This window comes from Hydrogenophaga sp. (assembly GCF_026125785.1).
Classification (GTDB): Bacteria; Pseudomonadota; Gammaproteobacteria; order Burkholderiales; family Burkholderiaceae_C; genus Hydrogenophaga.
On sequence record NZ_JAHCKL010000010.1, the window covers coordinates 1 to 20,328 of the forward strand.

The 20,328-nt window shown below is 66.9% G+C and carries 21 protein-coding genes and 1 tRNA gene; 10 read left to right on the forward strand and 12 right to left on the reverse strand.

Translation table 11 applies throughout. The annotated features are described in order from the left end of the window. On the forward strand, positions 1 to 564 hold a 564-nt coding region (locus KIT53_RS11310; protein WP_297752272.1), incomplete at its 5' end, for a histone deacetylase family protein. A 21-nt stretch (positions 565 to 585) separates the two neighbouring features. Here KIT53_RS11310 and KIT53_RS11315 read toward each other — a convergent pair. Further along, positions 586 to 1,182, reverse strand: a complete 597-nt coding sequence (locus KIT53_RS11315; RefSeq protein WP_297752275.1) for a ferritin-like domain-containing protein — start codon at positions 1,180 to 1,182, stop codon at positions 586 to 588. Positions 1,183 to 1,452: 270 nt separating this feature from the next. Here KIT53_RS11315 and KIT53_RS11320 point away from each other — a divergent pair, with 270 nt between their 5' ends. Beyond that, complete coding sequence (locus KIT53_RS11320; RefSeq protein WP_297752278.1) at positions 1,453 to 2,031, forward strand: sigma-70 family RNA polymerase sigma factor; 579 nt, start codon at positions 1,453 to 1,455, stop codon at positions 2,029 to 2,031. A gap of 13 nt (positions 2,032 to 2,044) precedes the next feature. Next, positions 2,045 to 2,821, forward strand: a complete 777-nt coding sequence (locus KIT53_RS11325; protein WP_297752281.1) for an anti-sigma factor — start codon at positions 2,045 to 2,047, stop codon at positions 2,819 to 2,821. 176 nt (positions 2,822 to 2,997) lie between these two features. Here the strand turns inward: KIT53_RS11325 and queF are convergent, their stop codons facing one another. The 6 genes from queF to KIT53_RS11355 form a co-directional block, all read right to left on the reverse strand. After that, on the reverse strand, positions 2,998 to 3,843 hold the full coding sequence (queF, locus tag KIT53_RS11330; RefSeq protein WP_297752284.1) for an NADPH-dependent 7-cyano-7-deazaguanine reductase QueF: 846 nt from the start codon (positions 3,841 to 3,843) through the stop codon (positions 2,998 to 3,000). Further along, positions 3,840 to 4,745 carry a 2OG-Fe(II) oxygenase gene (locus tag KIT53_RS11335; RefSeq protein ID WP_297752286.1) on the reverse strand — a complete coding sequence of 302 codons (906 nt, stop codon included), beginning with the start codon at positions 4,743 to 4,745 and terminating at the stop codon, positions 3,840 to 3,842. The genes queF and KIT53_RS11335 overlap by 4 nt, the downstream gene beginning before the upstream one ends. Continuing rightward, positions 4,742 to 5,530 carry a peroxide stress protein YaaA gene (gene yaaA, locus KIT53_RS11340; RefSeq protein WP_297752288.1) on the reverse strand — a complete coding sequence of 263 codons (789 nt, stop codon included), beginning with the start codon at positions 5,528 to 5,530 and terminating at the stop codon, positions 4,742 to 4,744. Before yaaA ends, KIT53_RS11335 begins: the two co-directional genes overlap by 4 nt. Before the next feature lie 150 nt (positions 5,531 to 5,680). After that, entirely contained in the window at positions 5,681 to 6,271 is a 591-nt protein-coding gene (locus KIT53_RS11345; RefSeq protein WP_297752291.1) for a DUF3501 family protein, read from the reverse strand. A gap of 91 nt (positions 6,272 to 6,362) precedes the next feature. Then, positions 6,363 to 7,712 carry a heterodisulfide reductase-related iron-sulfur binding cluster gene (locus tag KIT53_RS11350; RefSeq protein WP_297752294.1) on the reverse strand — a complete coding sequence of 450 codons (1,350 nt, stop codon included), beginning with the start codon at positions 7,710 to 7,712 and terminating at the stop codon, positions 6,363 to 6,365. 117 nt (positions 7,713 to 7,829) lie between these two features. Next, positions 7,830 to 8,252: a rubrerythrin family protein gene (locus tag KIT53_RS11355; protein ID WP_297752297.1), complete on the reverse strand. Its 423-nt coding sequence runs from the start codon at positions 8,250 to 8,252 to the stop codon at positions 7,830 to 7,832. Between the two features lie 295 nt (positions 8,253 to 8,547). Here KIT53_RS11355 and KIT53_RS11360 point away from each other — a divergent pair, with 295 nt between their 5' ends. The 4 genes from KIT53_RS11360 to KIT53_RS11375 all read left to right on the forward strand — a co-directional run bounded on the left by KIT53_RS11360 (position 8,548) and on the right by KIT53_RS11375 (position 14,093). After that, positions 8,548 to 9,162, forward strand: a complete 615-nt coding sequence (locus KIT53_RS11360; protein WP_297752300.1) for a VOC family protein — start codon at positions 8,548 to 8,550, stop codon at positions 9,160 to 9,162. Between the two features lie 16 nt (positions 9,163 to 9,178). Then, positions 9,179 to 10,921: an FAD-dependent oxidoreductase gene (locus tag KIT53_RS11365; RefSeq protein ID WP_297752303.1), complete on the forward strand. Its 1,743-nt coding sequence runs from the start codon at positions 9,179 to 9,181 to the stop codon at positions 10,919 to 10,921. Continuing rightward, positions 10,918 to 11,115, forward strand: coding sequence for a DUF2783 domain-containing protein (locus KIT53_RS11370; RefSeq protein WP_297752306.1), 198 nt, complete (start codon positions 10,918 to 10,920; stop codon positions 11,113 to 11,115). The genes KIT53_RS11365 and KIT53_RS11370 overlap by 4 nt, the downstream gene beginning before the upstream one ends. 86 nt (positions 11,116 to 11,201) lie before the next feature. Continuing rightward, on the forward strand, positions 11,202 to 14,093 hold the full coding sequence (locus KIT53_RS11375) for a valine--tRNA ligase (protein ID WP_297752308.1): 2,892 nt from the start codon (positions 11,202 to 11,204) through the stop codon (positions 14,091 to 14,093). Positions 14,094 to 14,187: 94 nt separating this feature from the next. On the opposite strand, the gene KIT53_RS11380 is transcribed toward KIT53_RS11375, so the two are convergent. The 4 genes from KIT53_RS11380 to cysM all read right to left on the reverse strand — a co-directional run bounded on the left by KIT53_RS11380 (position 14,188) and on the right by cysM (position 17,065). Then, a complete protein-coding gene (locus KIT53_RS11380; protein WP_297752311.1) occupies positions 14,188 to 15,231 on the reverse strand; it encodes an NAD(P)-dependent oxidoreductase in 1,044 nt (347 codons plus the stop codon). A 43-nt stretch (positions 15,232 to 15,274) separates the two neighbouring features. After that, on the reverse strand, positions 15,275 to 15,502 hold the full coding sequence (locus KIT53_RS11385) for a sulfurtransferase TusA family protein (protein ID WP_297752314.1): 228 nt from the start codon (positions 15,500 to 15,502) through the stop codon (positions 15,275 to 15,277). 95 nt (positions 15,503 to 15,597) lie between these two features. Further along, positions 15,598 to 16,155, reverse strand: a complete 558-nt coding sequence (locus KIT53_RS11390; protein ID WP_297752317.1) for an NUDIX hydrolase — start codon at positions 16,153 to 16,155, stop codon at positions 15,598 to 15,600. A gap of 7 nt (positions 16,156 to 16,162) precedes the next feature. Continuing rightward, positions 16,163 to 17,065, reverse strand: a complete 903-nt coding sequence (gene cysM / locus KIT53_RS11395; protein ID WP_297752320.1) for a cysteine synthase CysM — start codon at positions 17,063 to 17,065, stop codon at positions 16,163 to 16,165. 40 nt (positions 17,066 to 17,105) lie between these two features. On the opposite strand from cysM, the gene KIT53_RS11400 reads away from it, so the two are divergent. Further along, positions 17,106 to 17,190 (forward strand) — tRNA-Leu (locus KIT53_RS11400). A gap of 68 nt (positions 17,191 to 17,258) precedes the next feature. Here KIT53_RS11400 and KIT53_RS11405 read toward each other — a convergent pair. Continuing rightward, positions 17,259 to 18,188, reverse strand: coding sequence for an SDR family oxidoreductase (locus tag KIT53_RS11405; RefSeq protein WP_297752323.1), 930 nt, complete (start codon positions 18,186 to 18,188; stop codon positions 17,259 to 17,261). Between the two features lie 71 nt (positions 18,189 to 18,259). Here KIT53_RS11405 and KIT53_RS11410 point away from each other — a divergent pair, with 71 nt between their 5' ends. Next, complete coding sequence (locus KIT53_RS11410; protein ID WP_297752326.1) at positions 18,260 to 19,294, forward strand: CDP-6-deoxy-delta-3,4-glucoseen reductase; 1,035 nt, start codon at positions 18,260 to 18,262, stop codon at positions 19,292 to 19,294. A 32-nt stretch (positions 19,295 to 19,326) separates the two neighbouring features. Further along, positions 19,327 to 20,304, forward strand: coding sequence for a tripartite tricarboxylate transporter substrate binding protein (locus KIT53_RS11415; protein WP_297752328.1), 978 nt, complete (start codon positions 19,327 to 19,329; stop codon positions 20,302 to 20,304). Positions 20,305 to 20,328 lie beyond the last annotated feature (24 nt).

The following is a 20,328-nucleotide window of genomic DNA, read 5'->3' on the forward strand; positions in this document are numbered from 1 at the left end:
GGCCACCACGCGGGTGCAGACTTCCTGGGCGGCTACTGTTTCCTGAACAACGCGGCCATCGCCGCGCAGGCACTGCGCGACGCCGGCTGCGCCAGGGTGGCGGTGCTGGACGTGGACTACCACCATGGCAACGGCACGCAGGCCATCTTCTACGAACGCGCCGACGTGCTCACGGTCTCGATCCACGGCGACCCCACGACCGAGTACCCCTTCTTCCTCGGCCATGCGGACGAGCGCGGGGCGGGCGCGGGTGAAGGCTTCAACCTGAACCTGCCGCTGCCGCGCGGCAGCGGCACCGCCGCCTGGCGCACCGCGCTGGACCAGGCCCTGCAGGCCGTCTCCAACTTCGGCGCGCAGGCCCTGGTGGTGCCCACCGGCCTGGACACCTTCGAGGGCGACCCGATCTCAGGCTTCACCCTGCGCAGCGAAGACTATTTTTCCGTGGGCGCGGCGTTGGCCGAAGTCCGCCTGCCCACGGTGTTCACCTTCGAGGGCGGCTACGCGGTGGCCGAGGTGGGCACCAACGCGGTCAACCTGCTGGAAGGGTTCCTGCGTGCCGCCTGAAGGCGGCTTCCAGCCCAAGCCTCAGGCGCCAAAGGACAGCGCCCCCGGTGGCAAGGGGCGGCCCAGCGCCCCAGTGAGCACGGTGAAGTGCATGGTCTCGTCGGCCGCCAAGCGGGCCGCCACCTTGGCCAGTTCCCGGTCCATCAGCGAGGGGATCACCCCCAGATAGGCGTTCGTTGCCCCCAGCTCCAGTCGGGCTGCGAGATCGAGCACATCAGCCTGGCTCTTGAGTGCAGACGCATTGAGTGCTTTCGCGTAGTCGTCGAGCTTCATCTCGGCCACCGGCTTGCCCCCCAGTTTCTGGATGGTGGCGATCAGCGCATCGCGATGGGTCTTGTGGTGGCCCTGGAATTGCACCGCCACATCGAGCACCGGCTTTTGCAACAGGCCGCTGCCGGCGCCCAGTTGGTAGGCACTGATGGCTTCGTGTTCGAGCGCCAAGGCCACGTTGAGAATGGCGACGTCCTTGGTGGTGTCGGCCTTCATGCCCTGCGCAAGCGCATCGCGCCCGGCCAGCATGGCCACTGCCACGGCAGAGAGGGCGCCACCGGTGCGCATGAAGCCTCGGCGCGAGGCGGGAGAGATGCGGAGCAGGTCGGTTTGGGAGATCGTGGTCATGGTATTTCCTGGTTGGTCGCAGTGACAGCGGGGAGAACTGCGGAGGAAGAGCCGTCCCACTGGATACGCCGACCGCCCCGGGACCGGATGCACAAAACCCCTGAATGCAGAGGGGCAAAGCCGTCCGCATCCAGCCACCGCTTCGCTGCGTACCTCCATCAGGAGACGCATGCCCGACGCAGACGCTCCACGCCATGATCTCGACCCGGAAACCCGCGCCTTTCGCAACAACCCCTGTGGTCGCCATCGGGACTACCGCACAATGCACGCATGCCCCATACCGCGAACTCCGACGAGGAATTGATCGCCCTGATAGAGCGCGTGGCGCTGCGCGACGAGACCGCGCTCAAAGCGCTGTACGGCCGCACCAGCGCCAAGCTCTATGGCCTGTCGTTGCGGGTGGTCGGTCAGCACGAATGGGCCGAAGACGCTTTGCAGGACACGTTTCTTCACATCTGGCGTGCGGCCGGCGACTACCACGCCAGCCTGAGTCCGCCGATGGCCTGGCTTGGCATGATCGTGCGCAGCCGATCGCTGGACCTGCTGCGTCGCCGCCGTGCCGAGCGGGCACACCTCACCGACGAGATCGACACAGCGCTGGCAGAGTCGCTCGAAGGCGACGCGCCCAATCCCATGGACACCAGCCTGGCGAGCCAGCAGGCGTGGGCTTTGCATCAGTGCCTCTCCCGGCTGGAGAACCGCCAGCGGGAAGCGGTCAGCCTGGCCTACCTTCGCGATCTGAGCCACGGCGAACTGGCCGCGCAGTTGCGACTGCCGTTGGGTACCGTCAAAAGCTGGATACGGCGAGGATTGGAGCAATTGCGTGCCTGCATGGCGCGCTTTGCATGAACGGACGCCAGCCATGAACCTGCTGAACAAACCCGAACTGCTGGATCAACTGGCCGCTGCCCATGCGCTGGGCACCTTGCGGGGAGCTGCGCGCCGCCGCTTCGAAGCGCTGGCGCGCGAGCAGGCGCCAGTGCGCGCCGCAGCGCTCGTCTGGCAGAGCCGCGTGGCCAGCATGAACGAGTTGCAGGCCCCGCAAAAGCCCGCCCCTGAGGTGTGGACACGCATCGAGAATCTGGTTCGCGCTGAACAGGCGCAGCAGGTCATGGCAACCGCGCGCCAGGAACCACTCCCTTCCCTGGGCGGCTGGTTGCGCAGCCTGACCTTCTGGCGCGCAGCCAGCGCCGCCGGCGCGCTGGCCACCCTACTCGTGGTGGTGCATGGCATCTCCTTGCGCAGTGAACTCGGGGCTCAGGTCGATGCACTGCAAGCACGGCTGCAGGCCACGCCCGAAGTGCGGTATGTGGCCGTTCTCAACGACGACAAGGCCAGCGCAGCCATGTTGGTGACCTTCGACCCCAGAAACGGACGGCTGAATCTGCAGCGCGTGGGCAGCTTCAAGGAGGCAGAGGACAAGTCGCTGCAACTCTGGGCGCTGCCACCTGGCGCGACTCCACGGTCGTTGGGTGTACTGGGCCCGCAACGCGTGTTGCAACTGACCGCTGGCGAGGCCGATGTGCGCGAAGTACCCGTGCTGGCCATCAGCCTGGAGCCGCTGGGCGGAGTGTCCGGCGAGCGTGGGCCTACAGGCCCGGTGTTGTTCAAGGGTCCCTTGATACAAAGCATGTTGTAAAACGGCGGCTCTACCGACCGCGACGAGGAGCCTACGATGCAATGGCCCGCGTGCAAGACCCATGCGGGGCTGCTGGCAATGCGAATTGGCCGCGCGCGTGACGGCGCGCTCATGCGAGGACGTGCGCCGCTTTCTCGACGAGGTGATGCCCGCGCGCTGAACCGGACGGCGTGGCGTCACTGGCGCGCGGTGCGCGCATTGGCCGGCGGCGTGCAGGGGTGGCTGCTGCGCCAGGGGTTGATGTCCAGCCCCCCGCGGCGCGTGTAGCGCGCATAGACCATCAGCCGGGCCGGTTTGCAGCGCTGCCAGATGTCCATGTAGATCCGCTCCACGCACTGCTCGTGGAATTCGTTGTGGTTGCGAAAGCTCACGATGTACTGGAGCAGGCCGGCCTGGTCGATCTGCGGGCCGCTGTAGCGGATCTGCACGCTGCCCCAGTCGGGCTGACCCGTCACCAGGCAATTGCTCTTGAGCAGGTGGCTGACCAGGGTCTCGGTCACCGGCTGTTCGGTCAGCGCGGCCGTGAGCAGCTCGGGCGCGGGCTGGTAGCGGCTGCACTCCACGTCCAGCCGGTCGAGCGCAAGGCCTTCGAGCTCGCGCAGCGGCTCCTGCCCGAACTGTTCGGGCAGCACCAGACGAACGCCGGCGCCGGCCTGCACCGGCCCGCCGTGCCAGATGGCGGCGCTCACGTCGTTGCGGATGCGCTCGCGCACCGCATCCGCGCTGGCAAAGGGCGTGTTGTTGAAGCTGTTGAGGTAGAGCTTGAACGACTTGCTCTCCACGATGTGCGTGCTCTCGCACGGCACCGTGATGTGGGCCAGCGCCACCATGGGCTTGCCGCGCGGGTTGAGCCAGCTCAGCTCGAAGGCGGTCCACAGGTCCGCACCGAGGAACGGCACGCTGCCGGTGATGCCGATCTCGCGCCGCTTGGTCTCGCGCGGCAGCGGAAACAGCAGGGAGGCGTCGTAGCGGTCGACGTAGGCCGAGGCCTTGCCCAGTTGGGAGAGCTCCGGCGTGTTCATGCGAACTCACGCTCCCGCAGCCATTTGGTGGCCACCCATTTCTCGCCCTCGATCACCGGCGCGCCGCCGTGCAGCGTGCGCGTGGAAGGATGTGGGCGGTCGTAGCTGAAAAACACCGCATGGCCGCGCTTGGGTGCGACCTCGAAGCCCACGTCCGGGAAGGTGGTGCCGCCGCCGCGCGCAGGTTCGTTGAGGTACATCACCAATGTGGCCACGCGCTGGCCGCCGCGCCGCAGGATGGTGGGCGTCCCGGGTTCGTCCGGATCGAAGTAGTCGTAGTGAGGCTTGTACTCCGCCCCGGGGCGGTAATGCAGCACCTGGATGCCCTCGCCGTTCTCCACCGGCCAGCCAACCAGGCGTGCGATGCGCGCCTCCACGCGCGCCACCACCGGGTTCTGCCCCCGCGTGAAGAACATGCCGCTGCTGGTGCGGTCGGGGTTGAGCTCTTCGCCTCCGGTCTTGGTCTCGACCGTGAGCGAGCGCGCGAGCTGCGGCTTGGCCGCTTCGATCAGGGCATCGCACTCCTCGGCACTGAGCAGATTGCCCAGCACCACCACGCGCGGATGCCCCATGGAGGCGATGACGTCGACCACGCGGTCGCCGGCATCGATCTGGCGCGGCGACTGGCTCAGGTCCAGATCGGGCACGGACACGCCGGCCGGCTGCGCCAGCGTGCCGCTTGCGGCTGCCGCGGCCTGCAGCGGCGGTGCGGCGACCACCGCGCGGCCAGCCGACTGCTGGCGCAGATGGTCGCGCAGCGTGGTCTCCAGGGCCTGCACCGCAACCGGCTCACGCCAGCCCGATGCGACCATGGAAGCCAGCACCACGTCGGGTGTGAAACCGGCCTGCGCCTGTTCGACGATCCAGCGGCGCAACTCGGGGGTGATGGTCTGGTGGCTCATGCGGTCCTCGCGGGCGGGGCTTCGCGGCGGAACACCAGCCGGTCGCTGGCCGACGCCGCTTCGTGGAAACGGTAGCCCTCCAGGTCGAAGCGCCTGAGCTGCTCGACCAGGGTCAGGCGGTGCTTGACCGCATAACGCGCCATCAGCCCGCGGGCGCGCTTGGCCATGAAGCTGATGACCTTGTAGCCCTCGGCCTTGCGCTCCTCGAATACGCAGGTGACCACGCGCGGCACCAGCGCCTTGCGATCAACCACCTTGAAGTATTCCTCGCTCGCCAGGTTGACGATGACCGGCGTCTTGTCGGCCATGGCGCGCTCGTTGAGGTACTCGGCCACCTGACGGCCCCAGAACTCATAGAGATTGCGGCCACGCGCGGTCTTCAGGCGTGTGCCCATCTCCAGCCGGTAGGGCTGCATCAGGTCCAGAGGCCGCAGCACGCCATACAGGCCGCTGAGAATGCACAGGTGCTGCTGCAGCCAGTCCAGTTCAGTGGCGGAGAGCGTCTTCGCGTCCAGCCCGCCGTACACGTCGCCATCGAAAGCCAGCGCCGCCTGCTTGGCATTGCGGGTGGTGAAGCGCGGCCTCCAGGCTTCGTAGCGCGCCGCGTTGAGCCCGGCCAGCGCGTCGGACAGGTCCATCAGCTCCGCGATCTGTTGCGGCGACTTCTCCCGCATCACACCGACCAGTTCGGTCGCCTGCTTCACGAACAGGGGCTGCGTGTGGGTGGCGACATGGGCCGGCGTCTCGTAGTCGAGTGCCTTGGCGGGGGAAATCAGGAACAGCATGGCCAAAGAGCGGAATGAAAGTTGCCCGGGGGACCCCTGATTATGACCAAGGGCCCATGCCCTCACGGACCTGCTGCACAGGCCGACCCCTGCGAGCACGGACCTCTGCCACCGCCCTGAAGGGCATGGCAACGGCAGCAGTGCCGGGCGCTACCGGAAATCCCCGGCGAGACTCGCCAAAGTCTCGGGGGGAATCTGCACGTGCGCGGGGTAGTGGGTGTGGTCGCAGCCGAGCTTCACCGCCGCGCCGGCCTGAATGGCCGCGCGCATGGCCGGCGTGAACTCGAAGCGCACGAAGTGCACCGCCGAGGTCTTCTGTTCGTTTTCCCGGTCGAGGTCCTCGTCAGCGATGGCGTAGACGCGGGTGCGCCCTTCCACCTCCACGAACATGCGGTCCTCCACGCCAATGAGACGAGCGAGTTCGCGCCTGCGCTCGTTCTCATCGGGGTACTCGATCATCATCGTGGCCTTCCAGTTGCTGCCATCGGGCATCAGCGGCGCATAGGCCTCGATCTCGTGCGCGATGCCTTCTTCCTCGAAGATCTTCTCGATGCGCAGCATCTCCTGGATCTGGTAGCGGATCGTGGTCTCGCTCTCGAACTGCAGGTGGATGTGTTCACCCAGGTGCACGCTGCGCAGCTTGCGGTGCGCCATGATCTCGGGCTTGTGAACCTTGCGCCACTTGGTGTAGGCCTCCAGGCTCATGAGGCTGTCGGCGGTGATGTGTCCGGTGAGTTGCATGGGGTTTCCTGGCTTGTGCGTTGTGCGTTGGGCGTTGTGCGTTGAGCGAGCGGGAGGGCCACGCTGAGCGCTCACCCCCCAGCGCCGCACCTCACTTCAATCCGTAGGCCTGGGCCACCAGGCTCAGCGGGTGCCTGAGAACCGGCGTGCCCAGCCCGTTCACCTCGAAGCCCTGCGCGATGTGGTGGCCACCCAGCGGGCAGTCCGAGCTGATGTAGTCGGGTTGACCGCCGTCCTTCATGCTGGCCATGGCCTTGAACACCGGCTTGCCGATCTTCAGGGCCGTCTGGTGGTACGCCTTCTTCACGCCGAAGGTGCCGGCATGGCCCGAGCAGCGCTCGATGGTCTGAACCGTGGTCTCCGGGATCATGCGAAGCATCTCTTCGGTCTTTCGGCCGATGTTCTGCACACGGCCGTGGCAGGGGATCTGGTAGCTCACGTTGCCCAGCTTGCGCGGGAACTCGGTCTTGAGCAGGCCATCGCGCTTGCGCGCCATGAAGTACTCGAACGGGTCCCACATGTGTGCCTTCACCAACTGGGTATCGGCATCGTCAGGAAACATGAGCGGGATTTCCTGCTTGAACATCAGCGCGCAACTCGGCACTGCGGCCAGGATGGCATAGCCTTCGCGCGCATAGCGGGCCAGCACGGGTATGTTGGCCTCCTTGCTCCGCTGCACCGATTCCAGGTCGCCCAGCTCCAGCTTGGGCATGCCGCAGCATTTCTCCTTGTCGACGATCACGTACGGAATGTCGTTGTGGTCGAGGATCTTCAACAGGTCCAGACCGATGCCGGGTTCGTTGTAGTTGATGTAGCAGGTCGCAAAGATGGCCACCTTGCCCGGGGTCTTCTCGCCGTCCTTCACCTCCGTGGCGCGGGCGGCCGGCGCGGCACTGCGGAACTTGCGCGTCGCCAGCTCGGGCAGCCAGGCGTCCTTGTCCACGCCCGCCACGTTCTCCATCAGCTTGCGCGCGGTCTGCGTGCGGTTCACGGCATTGACCGCCTGGACCACGATGGGAATGCCCGCGAACTGGCCGTGCACGTCGGTCGAAGCGAGGAATTTCTCCGCCGCGCCCACCTCACCCTTGCGGAACTTGATGGCCTTGGCCCGCAGCATGGTGTGCGGAAAATCCAGGTTCCATTCGTGCGGCGGCGTGTAGGGGCATTTGGTCATGTAGCACAGGTCGCACATGTAGCACTGGTCGACCACCTTCCAGTAGTCCGCCTTGGCCACACCGTCGACCTCCAGCGTCTCGCTCTCGTCCACCAGGTCGAACAGCGTGGGGAAGGCACCGCAGAGGCTGACGCAGCGGCGGCAGCCGTGGCAGATGTCGAAGATGCGCTCCAGTTCGTGGAAGCACTTTGCCTCGTCGTAGAAGTCCGGGTTCTTCCAGTCCAGCGCGTGCCGCGTGGGCGGCTGCAGATTGCCTTCGGTGGCCATGCTTGTTGTCTCCTCGTCTGGTGCGAGCGTGTTCGTGGGGAAGCTTTCGACAAGGCTCGGCGAGCCCTGTCGAAAACGCTGCGCTCCCGTGAGCGCAGCATCCGGAACGCCGCAGGGTCAATCCACGAGTTCGTTCAAGGCCTTCTGGTAGCGGTTGGCGTGCGAGCGCTCCGCTTTGGCCAGTGTCTCGAACCAGTCGGCAATTTCATCGAAGCCCTCTTCCCGGGCGGTCTTGGCCATGCCGGGGTACATGTCGGTGTACTCGTGGGTCTCGCCGGCCACCGCAGAGGCCAGGTTGTTGCGGGTGCTGCCGATCGGCAGGCCGGTGGCGGGGTCCCCCGACTGCTCCAGGAATTCCAGGTGGCCATGGGCGTGGCCGGTCTCGCCTTCGGCGGTGGAGCGGAACAGCGCAGCCACGTCGTTCTGGCCTTCCACGTCGGCCTTGTTGGCGAAGTACAGGTAACGGCGGTTGGCCTGGGATTCACCGGCAAAAGCGTCCTTGAGGCACTGCTCGGTCTTCGAGCCTTTCAATGCGGGCATCGTCATCTCCTTGTTTCCGTGGGTTGAAAAAGTCCTTCGCCCATGGCCGGTGCCGTGGCCCCGCATCCACTGGGACCGAAGCACCTTACGCCGCTTGGAGAGGCCGGTCTAATTGTTCTGGACTATGCAACCCATTGCTTTCAGCTATTGCACTCATCGAATTGATAACGGTTCTCAACACGGTCGACACCCCGACAGGAAAGTCGCAAACTGAGCCATGCCATGGGTCATGCGATTACGATATGGGAAATGCGTTGCATAATGTTGAATCACGACACCCCTTCAGGAGACACACATGCCGTCCAACACCACCCTGCCCGCCCCGGCCCCCATCCAGCAACTGCACCACTACGCCTACCGGGCCAAGGACGCAGAAGAGACCCGGCACTTCTATGAAGACATCCTGGGCCTGCCGCTGTACCACATCATCCAGAGCGACTACGTGCCCAGCACGGGCGAGTACTGCCCTTACACCCACTTCTTCTTCCGCCTGCAGGACGGCTCCTTCATCGCGTTCTTCGACCTGGGCGACGATGAGGCGGCGCTGCCCAGCCCCAACACGCCCAAGTGGGTCAACCACATCAGCTTTCGCGTGAATACGGTGCAGGAACTGGAGAACACCAAGGCGCGGCTGCAGGCGCATGGGGTCGAAGTGCTGGGCGTGACGGACCACCACATCTTCAAGAGCATCTATTTCTTCGACCCCAACGGCATCCGCCTGGAGCTCACCGCGCAACTGGCCGACGAGTTCCAGATGCTGCAGGAAAGCAAGACCGCGCACGCGCGCCTGGGCGAGTGGAATGCCCGCAAGGAACAGTGGCGCCGCGAGCGCGCCGAAGGCAAGACCTCCGCGCCCCTCAAGCCACAGCAGAACGACCGGCCCGAGGTGGCCGAGCGCGCCAAAGCCTGAGACGGGAGCGCCGCGCATGACCACGTCGACGACGGCGGGCTACCAGGCCACCGCCCTGACCAACCATTACGAGTTCACCGAGGGCAGTGGCTACACCTTGCCCGAATACCCTTTCGTGCCGCCTGCGGAGTTGCAGGGCGGCCCGATGGTGCGCCATCCCATCGTCATCGTGGGCGGTGGCATCACCGGCCTGACCATGGCCTGCTCGCTGGCGCGCCTGGGTGTGCGTGCGGTGCTGATCGACGAAGACAACACGGTAGGTGTCAAGGGTGCCTCCTCGCGCGGCATCTGCTACACCCAGAAGTCGCTGGAGATCTTTGAACGCCTGGGCATCTACGAACGCATCGCGTCCAAGGGCGTGCAGTGGAGTGTGGGTCGCACCTTCGCGGGCGACGACGAGGTCTACAGCTTCGACCTGCGCCAGCAGGGCAACTTCCACCTCTCCAGCCAGCCGCCCTTCATCAACATCCAGCAGTTCTACATCGAGGGCTACCTGGTCGAGCGCATCCAGCAACTGGGTGTGGTGGAGCTGCGCTGGCAGAACCGCCTGACCGGCTTCGAGCAGGACGGCGAATGCGCCACGCTCACGGTGGAGACGCCCGATGGCACCTACCGCATGCAGGCCGAACACGTGATCGACGCGACCGGCTCGCACAGCCCGCTGCGCAAGTGGCTGGCCGTACCCTTCGATTCGCGCCGCGGCGATGACCGCTGGTGCATCGCCGACGTGCGCTTCACCACACGCCCCCCGGCGGAACGCCACACCTGGATCGAGGCGCCGTTCAACGAGAACCGCGCGGTCTGGCAGCACCTCATGGGTGACGATGTCTGGCGCATCGACTACCAGATGGCGCCCAACGCGGACCCCGAGTACGTCAGCCGCGAGGAGGTGGTGCGCGAACGCCTGGCGCGCCAGTTCGGCCCCGGCGTGGAGGTCGAGATCATCTGGGTCGGCCCCTATGCCTACCGCAGCGAATGCGTGCACGCCATGCGCCATGGCCATGTGTTCCTGATGGGCGACTCGGCCAAGGTGGTCAGCCCCTTTGGTGCGCGCGGTGGCAACACCGGCGTGGCCGACGCCGACAACCTGGCCTGGAAACTGGCGGCCGTGCTGCGCGGCAAGGCCGACGCCAGCCTGCTCGACAGCTACCACGATGAACGCCTGGAAGCGGCACAGCAGAACGTGAACGTGACCAACCGCACCGCGCGCTTCCTGCGCCCTGCGGACGGCGCCGAGCGCCTGTTCCGGGACGCGGCCATCGGTCTGGCGCGGCGGTATCCGTTCGCGCGCAGCCTCATCAACACCGGCCGCATGGCGGTGGCCAACCCCTACAGCCGCTCGCGCGTCTGCACCTACCTCCCTGGCGGCGCGGCCGGCCAGTCGGTGCAGAACGTGCCCTTCCACTGGGCCGACGGCACCACCGGCGATGTGAACGACCTGTTGAACTGGGCCGCCGGCGACCTGCTGCTGCTGGCCTTTGGCGACCTCGGTACCACCGCCCGGCAGCGCCTGCGCCGCCTGGCCGAGGAGACACCCGTGCGCTGCGTGCAGGTGGTCACCGCCGACGCCCCTGCGCAGGCCATGGAGCACGTGCGCGACCCCAAGGGCCATCTCCAGGGTGCCTGCCATGTGTTCGGCCATGCCTGGGCGCTGGTGCGCCCGGACGGCTACCTCGCCGCCACCGGTGAAACCATAGACGCCGGCCTGGTTGCCGCGATCTCGCGCGCCCTCGGCCTGCCAGGAGACCTCCAGTCATGAAGACCAACGCCCATTTCCAGGACGCCGACACGTTCTACGAGCAGCTCATCGACGCCCATGCCGGCCTGGACCGGACACAGTCCGAACAGCTCAATGCCCGCCTCATCCTGCTGCTGGCCAACCAGATCGGCGATACCCGCGTGCTGGCCGAATGCATCGCGGCCGCGCGCCTGAGCCCCGTCGCCGCGGACTGAAGGACAGGTCGAATAAAATCCACCAGGTACCCCTGCCCCCTTTCGACGGCATCCCGCGGGATGCCGTTTTCCATTCTGGCGAGCCCATGACCGACACCCTGAACCAGCCTGGCCTGCAGTCCCTGGCCAAATCGTTCGAACCCGCCCCCATCGAAGCCCGCTGGGGCCCGGAATGGGAACGGCGCGGTGTGGGCCGGGCCGGCTTTCGCGGCACCGGGCAGCCGCAGGCAGGCGTGCCCTCGTTCGCCATCCAGTTGCCGCCACCCAACGTCACGGGCACGCTGCACATGGGCCATGCGTTCAACCAGACCATCATGGACAGCCTCACGCGCTACCACCGCATGGCCGGCGCGAACACGGTCTGGGTGCCGGGCACGGACCACGCCGGCATCGCCACGCAGATCGTGGTGGAGCGGCAGTTGCAGGAGCAGAAAGTCAGCCGCCACGACCTGGGCCGCAAGAACTTCGTGGCCAAGGTCTGGGAGTGGAAGGAAAAGTCCGGCAACACCATCACCACGCAGATGCGCCGCATGGGCGACAGCGTGGACTGGAGCCGCGAGTACTTCACCATGGACGACAAGCTCTCGGCCATCGTCACCGAGACCTTCGTGCGCCTGTACGAGCAGGGCCTCATCTACCGCGGCAAACGGCTGGTCAACTGGGACCCGGTGCTCAAGACCGCGGTGTCGGACCTGGAGGTCGAGAGCGAGGAGGAGGACGGCTTCCTCTGGCACATCGCCTACCCGCTGGCCGACGGCAGTGGCTCGTTGACGGTGGCCACCACCCGCCCGGAAACCATGCTGGGCGATGTGGCCGTCATGGTGCACCCCGAGGACGAGCGCTACACCGCGCTCATCGGCAAGATGGTCCGCCTGCCGCTGTGCGACCGGGAGATCCCGGTCATCGCCGACGCCTACGTGGACCGCGCCTTCGGCACCGGCGTGGTCAAGGTCACACCGGCCCACGACAACAACGACTACGCCGTCGGGCAGCGGCATGGCCTGCCCATGATCGGTGTGCTCACGCTGGACGCCGCCATCAACGAGAACGCACCCGCCAAGTACCAGGGCATGGACCGTTTCGTCGCCCGCAAGGCCGTGGTGGCCGATCTGGAGGCCGCGGGCCTGCTGGTGGAGACCAAGAAGCACCGCCTCATGGTGCCGCGCTGCGCGCGCACCGGCCAGGTCATCGAGCCCATGCTGACCGACCAGTGGTTCGTCGCCATGTCCAAGGTCAGCGACCAGGACCCCACGGGCAAGTCCATCGCGCAGAAGGCCATCGATGCGGTGGCCAGTGGCGAAGTCCGCTTCGTGCCCGAGAACTGGGTCAACACCTACAACCAGTGGATGAACAACATCCAGGACTGGTGCATCAGCCGCCAGCTCTGGTGGGGCCACCAGATTCCCGCCTGGTACGACGAGGATGGCCGCGTGATCGTCGCGCGCGACGAAGCCGCGGCACAAGCCCAGGCCCCGGGGCGCAAGCTCACGCGCGACCCCGACGTGCTCGACACCTGGTACTCGAGCGCGCTGGTGCCTTTCAGCACCATGGGCTGGCCCGAGGCGGCTGCCGCACCCCGGGGCGGCCTCGGCGACTACGACCTCTACCTGCCCAGCACCGTGCTGGTGACCGGCTACGACATCATCTTCTTCTGGGTCGCCCGCATGATCATGATGACGACCCACTTCACCGGCCGCGTGCCCTTCCGGCACGTCTACATCCACGGCCTGGTGCGCGACGCGCAGGGCCGCAAGATGAGCAAGAGCGAAGGCAATGTGCTCGATCCGGTGGACCTGATCGACGGCATCGCCCTCGCCCCCTTGCTGGACAAGCGCACCACCGGCCTGCGCAAGCCCGAGACCGCGCCCAAGGTGCGCAAGGAAACCGAAAAGGAATTCCCTGAGGGCATTCCCGCCTACGGCGCGGACGCGCTGCGCTTCACCTTCGCGGCACTGGCCTCGCTGGGCCGCAGCATCAACTTCGACGCCAAGCGCTGCGAGGGCTACCGCAACTTCTGCAACAAGCTCTGGAACGCCACGCGCTTCGTGCTGATGAACTGCGAGGGTCAGGACTGCGGCCTGAAGGAACACACCAAGGCCGAGTGCGAGCCGGGCGGTCCTTTCCACGGCTACATGCACTTCAGCCAGGCCGACCGCTGGATCAGTTCCGTGCTGCAGAAGGTCGAGGCCGAGGTCGCCCGAGGTTTTGCCGAGTACCGCCTGGACAACGTCGCCAACGCCATCTACGACTTTGTCTGGAATGAGTTCTGCGACTGGTACCTGGAAATCGCCAAGGTCCAGATCCAGACCGGCAACGAGGCGCAGCAGCGGGCCACGCGGCGCACGCTGATCCGCACCCTGGAGGCCATCCTGCGGCTGGCGCATCCGGTCATTCCCTTCATCACGGAAGAGCTCTGGCAGAAGGTCGCGCCGGTGGCCGGCCTGCCCGGCGACTCGGTGAGCACCGCGCGCTACCCCGAGAGCCAGCCGAACAAGATCGACGAAAACGCCATCGCCCACGTGGCGCGGCTGAAGTCTCTGGTGGAGGCCTGCCGCACGCTGCGCGGCGAAATGAACGTCTCGCCGGCCACGCGCCTGCCGCTCTACGTGGTGGGTGATGCCGACTTCATGCGCGCCAACGGCCCTGTGCTGCAGGCCCTGGCCAAGCTCGGCGAGGTGCGTGTCTTCGACGACGAGGCCGCCTGGGCCGCCGCCGCGCAGGCCGCGCCGGTCGCCGTGGTCGGCGAAGCCCGCCTGTGCCTGTTCATGGAAATCGATGTTGCGGCCGAAAAGATCCGCCTCGGCAAGGAGGCCACGCGCCTCGAAACCGAGATCGCCAAGGCCAACAGCAAGCTCTCCAATGAGGCCTTCGTCGCCAAGGCCCCGCCGGCCGTGATCGAACAGGAAAAGAAACGCGTGGCCGATTTCAGCGCCACGCTGGTGAAAGTGCGGGACCAGTTGCAGCGCCTGAGCGCCTGATATCCCCCTTCCTGAGGCACCGGGGGCCAGGCTTCGCCAGCCCGGGATGCCGCGCCATGTGCACAAGTAGGGCGCCGCCCGGCGGCGCGAGAGCTCAGTTCCTGTGCAAGGCGATCGAACTCCACTGCGACGGCGTGACCGTCTGTGGATCGCCCGGCTCCTGGTAGTCCAGGTTGTCCAGCATGGAGAAGTCGGTGGTGCGGGCGTCGGTCTGAGCCACCGCCCCCGGCGTGAGCGTCTCGTGGATGCGGTGGGCCACATACCAGCTCGCGCGCAGCTTGGCCTCGCGCGTGTGCGAGCCCAGGCGCGGGGTCAGGTGCAGGTTGGGAATACCGTGCAGCGCCGTCCCTTCGGCCGCGAACTGCGGATTCGCACCATCGAGCAAGCAGGCGTCGATGCGACCGTCGCACAGCGCCAGTGCCAAAGCTTCCGGGTCGAACAGGGAACTCCGGCTCACGCCCACCCAGAGCTGCCCGGGCTTGCAGTGGTTGAGCAGGCGCTCATTGATCCATCCCTTGAAGCGAGAGGCGTACACCATCTGCAGCGAGATCGCGTCCGAGTGGCTCAGCAACTCCTGCAACGAGACGGGCTCGACCTTGAGCTTGTCCCAGATGTCCGCCGCGTGGTGCACCGCCGGGTCGTAGCCCAGCAGGCGCACGCCCAGGCTGCGCAGCATGGGCGCCAGCGTGTGGGCCACCGGCGCCAGGCCGAGCAAGCCCACCGTGCTGCCCGCGAGTTCACGGCCCATGCGCACCTGCGAGATCTTGCGCCCCAGCAGCGCGCTGATCATGCCCCTGCGGTAGAGCATCAGCAGGCCGTAGAGCAGGTACTCGGCATTGGAGCGCACCGTGGCGCTGCGCGCCTGCAGCACCCGCACGTTGCGCCGCGCACAAGCGTCCAGGTCGGTGTTGTCGCTGGAGATCTGCATGCGCGCGATGATCTCCAGCTTGGGCGCGAAGTCGAGAAATTCGTGCGACACCACCACATGCGGCGGCAGCACGATGGCACGCGTCTTGTACGTGCTCTTGCGCAGCTCCGGCGGGTCGTCGGCCAGTTCAGGGCGGAAACTCACCTCGTAGCGTTCCTGCAGCCAGGCCAGCGCCTCGGGCACGAGCGGATCCAGCAACAGGACTTCCATGGTGCTTGAGGGAAGTGGGTGGAAAAAAAGAAGGAAGGAGCGGTCAGCGGCGTTTGAGCACGGTGATGTGCTCGCCACCCAGCGTCTGCTGTTCGACCAGCACATTGCCGGTCTGCTTGGCGAAAGCCTGGAAGTCCCGCACCGAACCCGCGTCGGTGGCAATGACCTTGAGCGTCTGGCCACTGAGCATGTCGGCCAGGGCCTTCTTGGCTTTCAGGATGGGCAGGGGGCAGTTCAGCCCGCGGGCGTCGAGTTCTCGGTCAGCATTCATGGGGGGGTATTCCTGGGTTGCCGACATTCTAAGCGTGACGCCCGCCGCGCGCAGGCACGGCGGGCCCGCAACCCGCGGCCACGCCGCTGGCCGGTTCAGGTGGCCGGACTCGCGGCGACCGGGCGTGGCGGATCGTCCCGGAACCGCGGCTCTATGCCGCGCCCGCGCAGCCACTGGGCCAGCGCCAGGCCGGTACCGGCACGCCAGCAGCGCACCTCTTCGGGCGGAGAGAGGCGGTAGTCCACCAGCTCGGGCGAGAGCTTCACCGTGCCGTGCGCGCGGGCATGGTAGGTGATGATGACCTGGTTCATGCGCTGGAAATCGTGCACCGCCACCAGCGAGAGCTCGTCCACCACCAGCGAGGTCTCCTCGGCGATCTCGCGGCGAATGCCATCCTCGGGCGTCTCGCCGGCCTCCATGAAACCGGTGATCAGCGCGTACATGTCCGGGTTGGTCCAGGCGGCATTGCGCGCCAGCAGGATGCGCCCATCCAGCTCCACGATGCCGGCCAGCACCGGCGTCGGGTTGTTCCAGTGGGTGAAGCCGCAGGCGGCGCAGCGCAAGCGTTCGACGAGGCCGCTGTCCTCTTCCAGGCCCAGCATCGCCAGCGGATGGGCGCACTGCGGACAGAAACGGTAGTTGCTGCTGTTCATGGCTGCCTCAGGCCGGAAACACGCCGGTGGACAGGTAGCGGTCGCCCCGGTCGCAGACGATGAAAACGATGGTGGCATTCTCCACTTGGCGCGCGATCTGCTGCGCCACCCAGCAGGCGCCGGCGGCCGAGATGCCGCCGAAGATGCCTTCCTCGCGTGCGAGCTGGCGGCACATCTCTTCGGCATCGGTCTGGTCCACGTACACCAGTTCGTCGACCCGGCTGGGGTCGTAGATCCGGGGCAGGTACTCCGCGGGCCACTTGCGGATACCGGGGATGCGCGAGCCCTCGCTGGGCTGCGCGCCGATGATGCGCACCGCCGGGTTCTGTTCCTTGAGGAAGCGGGAAACGCCGGTGATGGTGCCGGTGGTGCCCATGGCGCTCACGAAGTGGGTGATGCGGCCTTCGGTCTGCCGCCAGATCTCGGGGCCCGTGGCCTCGTAGTGCACGCGCGGGTTGTCCTCGTTGGCGAACTGGTCGAGCACGCGGCCCTTGCCGTCGGCCACCATGCGGTCGGCCAGGTCGCGGGCGGACTCCATGCCACCGCTCTTGGGCGTGAGGATGAGTTCGGCACCGAAGGCCTTCATGGTCTGCGCGCGTTCGATCGACAGGTCCTCGGGCATGATCAGCACCATCCGGTAGCCCTTGATCGCTGCGGCCATGGCCAGCGCGATCCCGGTGTTGCCCGAGGTGGCCTCGATCAGCGTGTCGCCGGGCTGGATGTCGCCGCGCTCTTCGGCGCGCCGGATCATGGACAGCGCGGGCCGGTCCTTCACCGAGCCCGCAGGGTTGTTCCCTTCCAGCTTGCCCAGGATCACGTTGCCGCGCCGGGCGTTGTCGGCAGCGCCGATGCGCTGCAGCGCCACCAGGGGCGTGTTGCCGATGGCGTCTTCAATCGTCGGGTATTTCATGGCGCCACTGTGCCATAATTTCGGGCTGCCGTTTGGCAACGCCCGGGTGGTGAAATTGGTAGACGCGCCGGACTCAAAATCCGGTTCCGAAAGGAGTGTCGGTTCGATTCCGACCCCGGGCACCACCATCGACAGACACCACCGCGCCGCTGCGCGGTTTTTTTTCGCCCGTTTTTGCCCCGTTGGCGCGGCCTCAGCGCGCGCCCGAGCGCAGCCCCTGCGCCACCGTGGGATGGTGCAGGCGCAGGCGCAACTCGTCCTTCATGCGCTGGTTGCGCAGTCGACGCGACTCGCTCATGAAGCTCAGCAGCATCAGCGGCAACTGGTCGTTCGCCGACACGCGGTCCAGCCGTGGCGGACGCGGGAGGCCATAGAGGTCGGCGGCCAGGTCGAAGTAGTCGCCCATCTTCAACTCGGTGTCGTCCACCACATTGATGTTGCGCTGCGGCCGCCCCCGCCAGAGCGCGAGCACACAGGCGCGCGCCAGATCATCTGCGTGGATGTGGTTGGTGTACACGTCGTCTTCCGGCCGCAGCACGGGTGTGCCGCGCTGCAGCCGTTCACGCGGCGTCCCCCCTGGGCGATCGGGCGCATAGATGCCCGGAATGCGCAGCACGCTGGTCCGCACGCCCAGCGCGCGGCCCAGCCAGTGCACCGATGCCTCGGCATCAACGCGGCGCCAGGCGCGTGGCGTGCGGGGCTGGGCGGGCATGGCCTCGCTCACCCATCGGCCCTGCGCATCCCCATACACACCGCTGGTGGACCCATACACCAGCGACAGCGGCGGGGAGCGCTGCGCCAACGCCCGCGTCAGGGCACGGGTGCGCGTGTCCAGCCGCCAGTCGGGCATGTCCCCCGAAGGCGGCGGCGCCAGGTGAAGCACGCGCGTGGCCAGGCCGGCCAGCCGGCGCAGGTCCGCGGGGTCGTCCAGGTTGCCCCGCAGCGGGGTGATGCCCTGCTCGCGCAGCAGGGGTGCACGCTCGGGGCTGGAGGTCAGGGCCAGCACGCGCACGCGCTGCGGCTGGCCCAGCACACGGGCCGCGCGAAGACCCACGTCGCCGCAGCCGATGATAAGAACCCGTTCACGCCGGAAGCGTGCGGGCAAGGCGCCAGTGAGGCTCATGCAATATCCGGATTTGAGACAATGGCCGGTTGCTGCGCGCGCAGACCCGTACCCGTTAGAGATTTGCCAGTATGACATTCACGATCACCGTCCAGCCCAGTGGGCGCACTTTCACTGCCGAGCCGCAGGAGGCCATGCTGGCCGCGGGTATACGCCAGGGCATTGGCCTGCCCTATGGCTGCAAGGACGGCGCCTGCGGTTCCTGCAAATGCAGGTTGCTCGAAGGCAGCGTGGTGCACGGCCCGCACCAGGCCAAGGCGCTGAGTCCGGAAGAGGAGGCGGCGGGCTTTGTGCTCACCTGCTGCGGCGTGGCCCAGACGGACGTGGTGCTGGAGTCGCGCCAGGTGACGGAGGCCGGCGCCTTTCCCATCAAGAAGATGCCGGTTCGCGTGGCCTCGATGGAGCGCGCCTCGCACGATGTGATCGTGCTGCGCCTGCAACTGCCGGCCGCCGACCGCTTCCAGTACCACGCGGGCCAGTACGTCGAATTCCTGCTGCGCGACGGCGACCGCCGCAGCTATTCCATGGCCAATGCGCCGCACACGCAGGCCGAGCAGCCGGGCCTGGAACTGCATCTGCGCCACATGCCCGGTGGCAAGTTCACCGACCACGTGTTCGGCGCCATGAAGGAAAAGGACATCCTGCGCATCGAAGGCCCTTACGGCAGCTTCTTCCTGCGCGAGGACAGCAACAAACCCATCGTGCTGCTGGCCTCGGGCACCGGCTTCGCGCCGATCAAGGCGATCGTGGAGCACATGCAGCACAAGGGCATCACGCGGCCCGCCACGCTGTACTGGGGTGGTCGCCGCCCGGCCGACCTCTACCAGAGCGCCTGGATCGAGGCCCGCCTGGCCGAGATGCCGAACCTGCGCTATGTGCCGGTGGTCTCCGACGCATTGCCCGAGGACGCCTGGACCGGCCGCACCGGCTTCGTGCACATGGCCGTGCTGCAGGACTTCCCTGACCTGTCTGGCCATGAGGTGTATGCCTGCGGAGCCCCCATCGTGGTGGAGTCGGCCAGGCGCGACTACGTCGAGAAGGCCGGTCTGCCGGAAGAGGCCTTCTTCGCGGATTCCTTCACGAGCGCCGCCGACAAGGCGGCCTGATCTTTCCCGCCAGCCCATCAGGAGACACCACCATGAGCAGCCGCCGCCACGTGATCCAGGCCCTCGCCGCCACCGCCACCAGTCTTGCCGTGCCCGGCCTGACCTGGGCGCAGGCCAACCCCACACGCATCGTCGTGCCTTTCGCCCCCGGCGGACCGATCGACGTGACTGCCCGCATCCTGGCGGAAGCCGTCAAGGGCACGCTGGGCACGGTGATTGTGGAGAACCGGCCCGGTGCCGGCGGCAACATCGGCGTGAGCGCCGTGGCCAAAGCCCCCGCCGACGGCCTGACGCTGGGCATCGCCACCACCGCCTCGCACGGCATCAACCCCTGGCTGTTCAAGCAACTGCCCTACGACCCGGCCAGGGACTTCGCCGCCATCACGCAGATGCTGCGTGTGCCCAATGTGCTGGTGATGAACGCCGACACCGCCAGCCGCCTGAAGATCCAGACCGTGGCGGACCTGATCGCCTACGGCAAGGCCAACCCCGGCAAGCTCAACTACGGCTCCGGTGGCAACGGCAGCGCCGGCCACCTGGCTGGCGAACTGTTCAAGAACCAGGCCGGCATCTTCGCGGTGCACATCCCCTACAACGGCGGCAACCCGGCGCAGTTGGGGCTGCTTTCGGGGCAGGTCGATTTCAACTTCGACAACCTCGCCACCGCCGCGGCCAACATCCGCTCGGGCAAACTCAAGGCGCTGGCCATGACCACGCAACAGCGCAGCAGCGTGATGCCTGATGTCCCCACCGTCGCCGCCACACTGCCGGGCTTCGACATCGACACCTGGTGGGGGCTGATCGCGCCAGCGGGCACGCCGGCCGAGACCGTGCGCAAGCTCAATACGGCCTTCAACGCAGCACTGAACTCGCCCGAGGTGAAGACCCGCTTCGCCCAGTTGCTGGCCGAGCCCGCACCCAGCACGCCCGAGCAGTTCGACGACTTCATGAAGCGCGAGCGTGCGAAGTACGAGCGCATGGTCAAGCTGTCGGGCGCGCAGGTGGACTGATTCCCCGAACAAAAAACCCCGCGC

Coding starts and splice junctions, on each gene's coding strand:
- KIT53_RS11350 (WP_297752294.1), bottom strand. CDS start 7,712: ATGGCCACCGAAGGCAATCTGCAGCCGCCCACGCGGCACGCGCTGGAC.
- KIT53_RS11345 (WP_297752291.1), bottom strand. CDS start 6,271: ATGCAACTCACCGGACACATCACCGCCGACAGCCTCATGAGCCTGGAG.
- KIT53_RS11320 (WP_297752278.1), top strand. CDS start 1,453: ATGCCCCATACCGCGAACTCCGACGAGGAATTGATCGCCCTGATAGAG.
- KIT53_RS11380 (WP_297752311.1), bottom strand. CDS start 15,231: ATGGAAGTCCTGTTGCTGGATCCGCTCGTGCCCGAGGCGCTGGCCTGG.
- KIT53_RS11360 (WP_297752300.1), top strand. CDS start 8,548: ATGCCGTCCAACACCACCCTGCCCGCCCCGGCCCCCATCCAGCAACTG.
- KIT53_RS11335 (WP_297752286.1), bottom strand. CDS start 4,745: ATGAGCCACCAGACCATCACCCCCGAGTTGCGCCGCTGGATCGTCGAA.
- KIT53_RS11370 (WP_297752306.1), top strand. CDS start 10,918: ATGAAGACCAACGCCCATTTCCAGGACGCCGACACGTTCTACGAGCAG.
- KIT53_RS11355 (WP_297752297.1), bottom strand. CDS start 8,252: ATGCCCGCATTGAAAGGCTCGAAGACCGAGCAGTGCCTCAAGGACGCT.
- KIT53_RS11385 (WP_297752314.1), bottom strand. CDS start 15,502: ATGAATGCTGACCGAGAACTCGACGCCCGCGGGCTGAACTGCCCCCTG.
- KIT53_RS11390 (WP_297752317.1), bottom strand. CDS start 16,155: ATGAACAGCAGCAACTACCGTTTCTGTCCGCAGTGCGCCCATCCGCTG.
- KIT53_RS11415 (WP_297752328.1), top strand. CDS start 19,327: ATGAGCAGCCGCCGCCACGTGATCCAGGCCCTCGCCGCCACCGCCACC.
- KIT53_RS11410 (WP_297752326.1), top strand. CDS start 18,260: ATGACATTCACGATCACCGTCCAGCCCAGTGGGCGCACTTTCACTGCC.
- yaaA (WP_297752288.1), bottom strand. CDS start 5,530: ATGCTGTTCCTGATTTCCCCCGCCAAGGCACTCGACTACGAGACGCCG.
- KIT53_RS11315 (WP_297752275.1), bottom strand. CDS start 1,182: ATGACCACGATCTCCCAAACCGACCTGCTCCGCATCTCTCCCGCCTCG.
- KIT53_RS11405 (WP_297752323.1), bottom strand. CDS start 18,188: ATGAGCCTCACTGGCGCCTTGCCCGCACGCTTCCGGCGTGAACGGGTT.
- cysM (WP_297752320.1), bottom strand. CDS start 17,065: ATGAAATACCCGACGATTGAAGACGCCATCGGCAACACGCCCCTGGTG.
- KIT53_RS11375 (WP_297752308.1), top strand. CDS start 11,202: ATGACCGACACCCTGAACCAGCCTGGCCTGCAGTCCCTGGCCAAATCG.
- KIT53_RS11365 (WP_297752303.1), top strand. CDS start 9,179: ATGACCACGTCGACGACGGCGGGCTACCAGGCCACCGCCCTGACCAAC.
- KIT53_RS11325 (WP_297752281.1), top strand. CDS start 2,045: ATGAACCTGCTGAACAAACCCGAACTGCTGGATCAACTGGCCGCTGCC.
- queF (WP_297752284.1), bottom strand. CDS start 3,843: ATGAACACGCCGGAGCTCTCCCAACTGGGCAAGGCCTCGGCCTACGTC.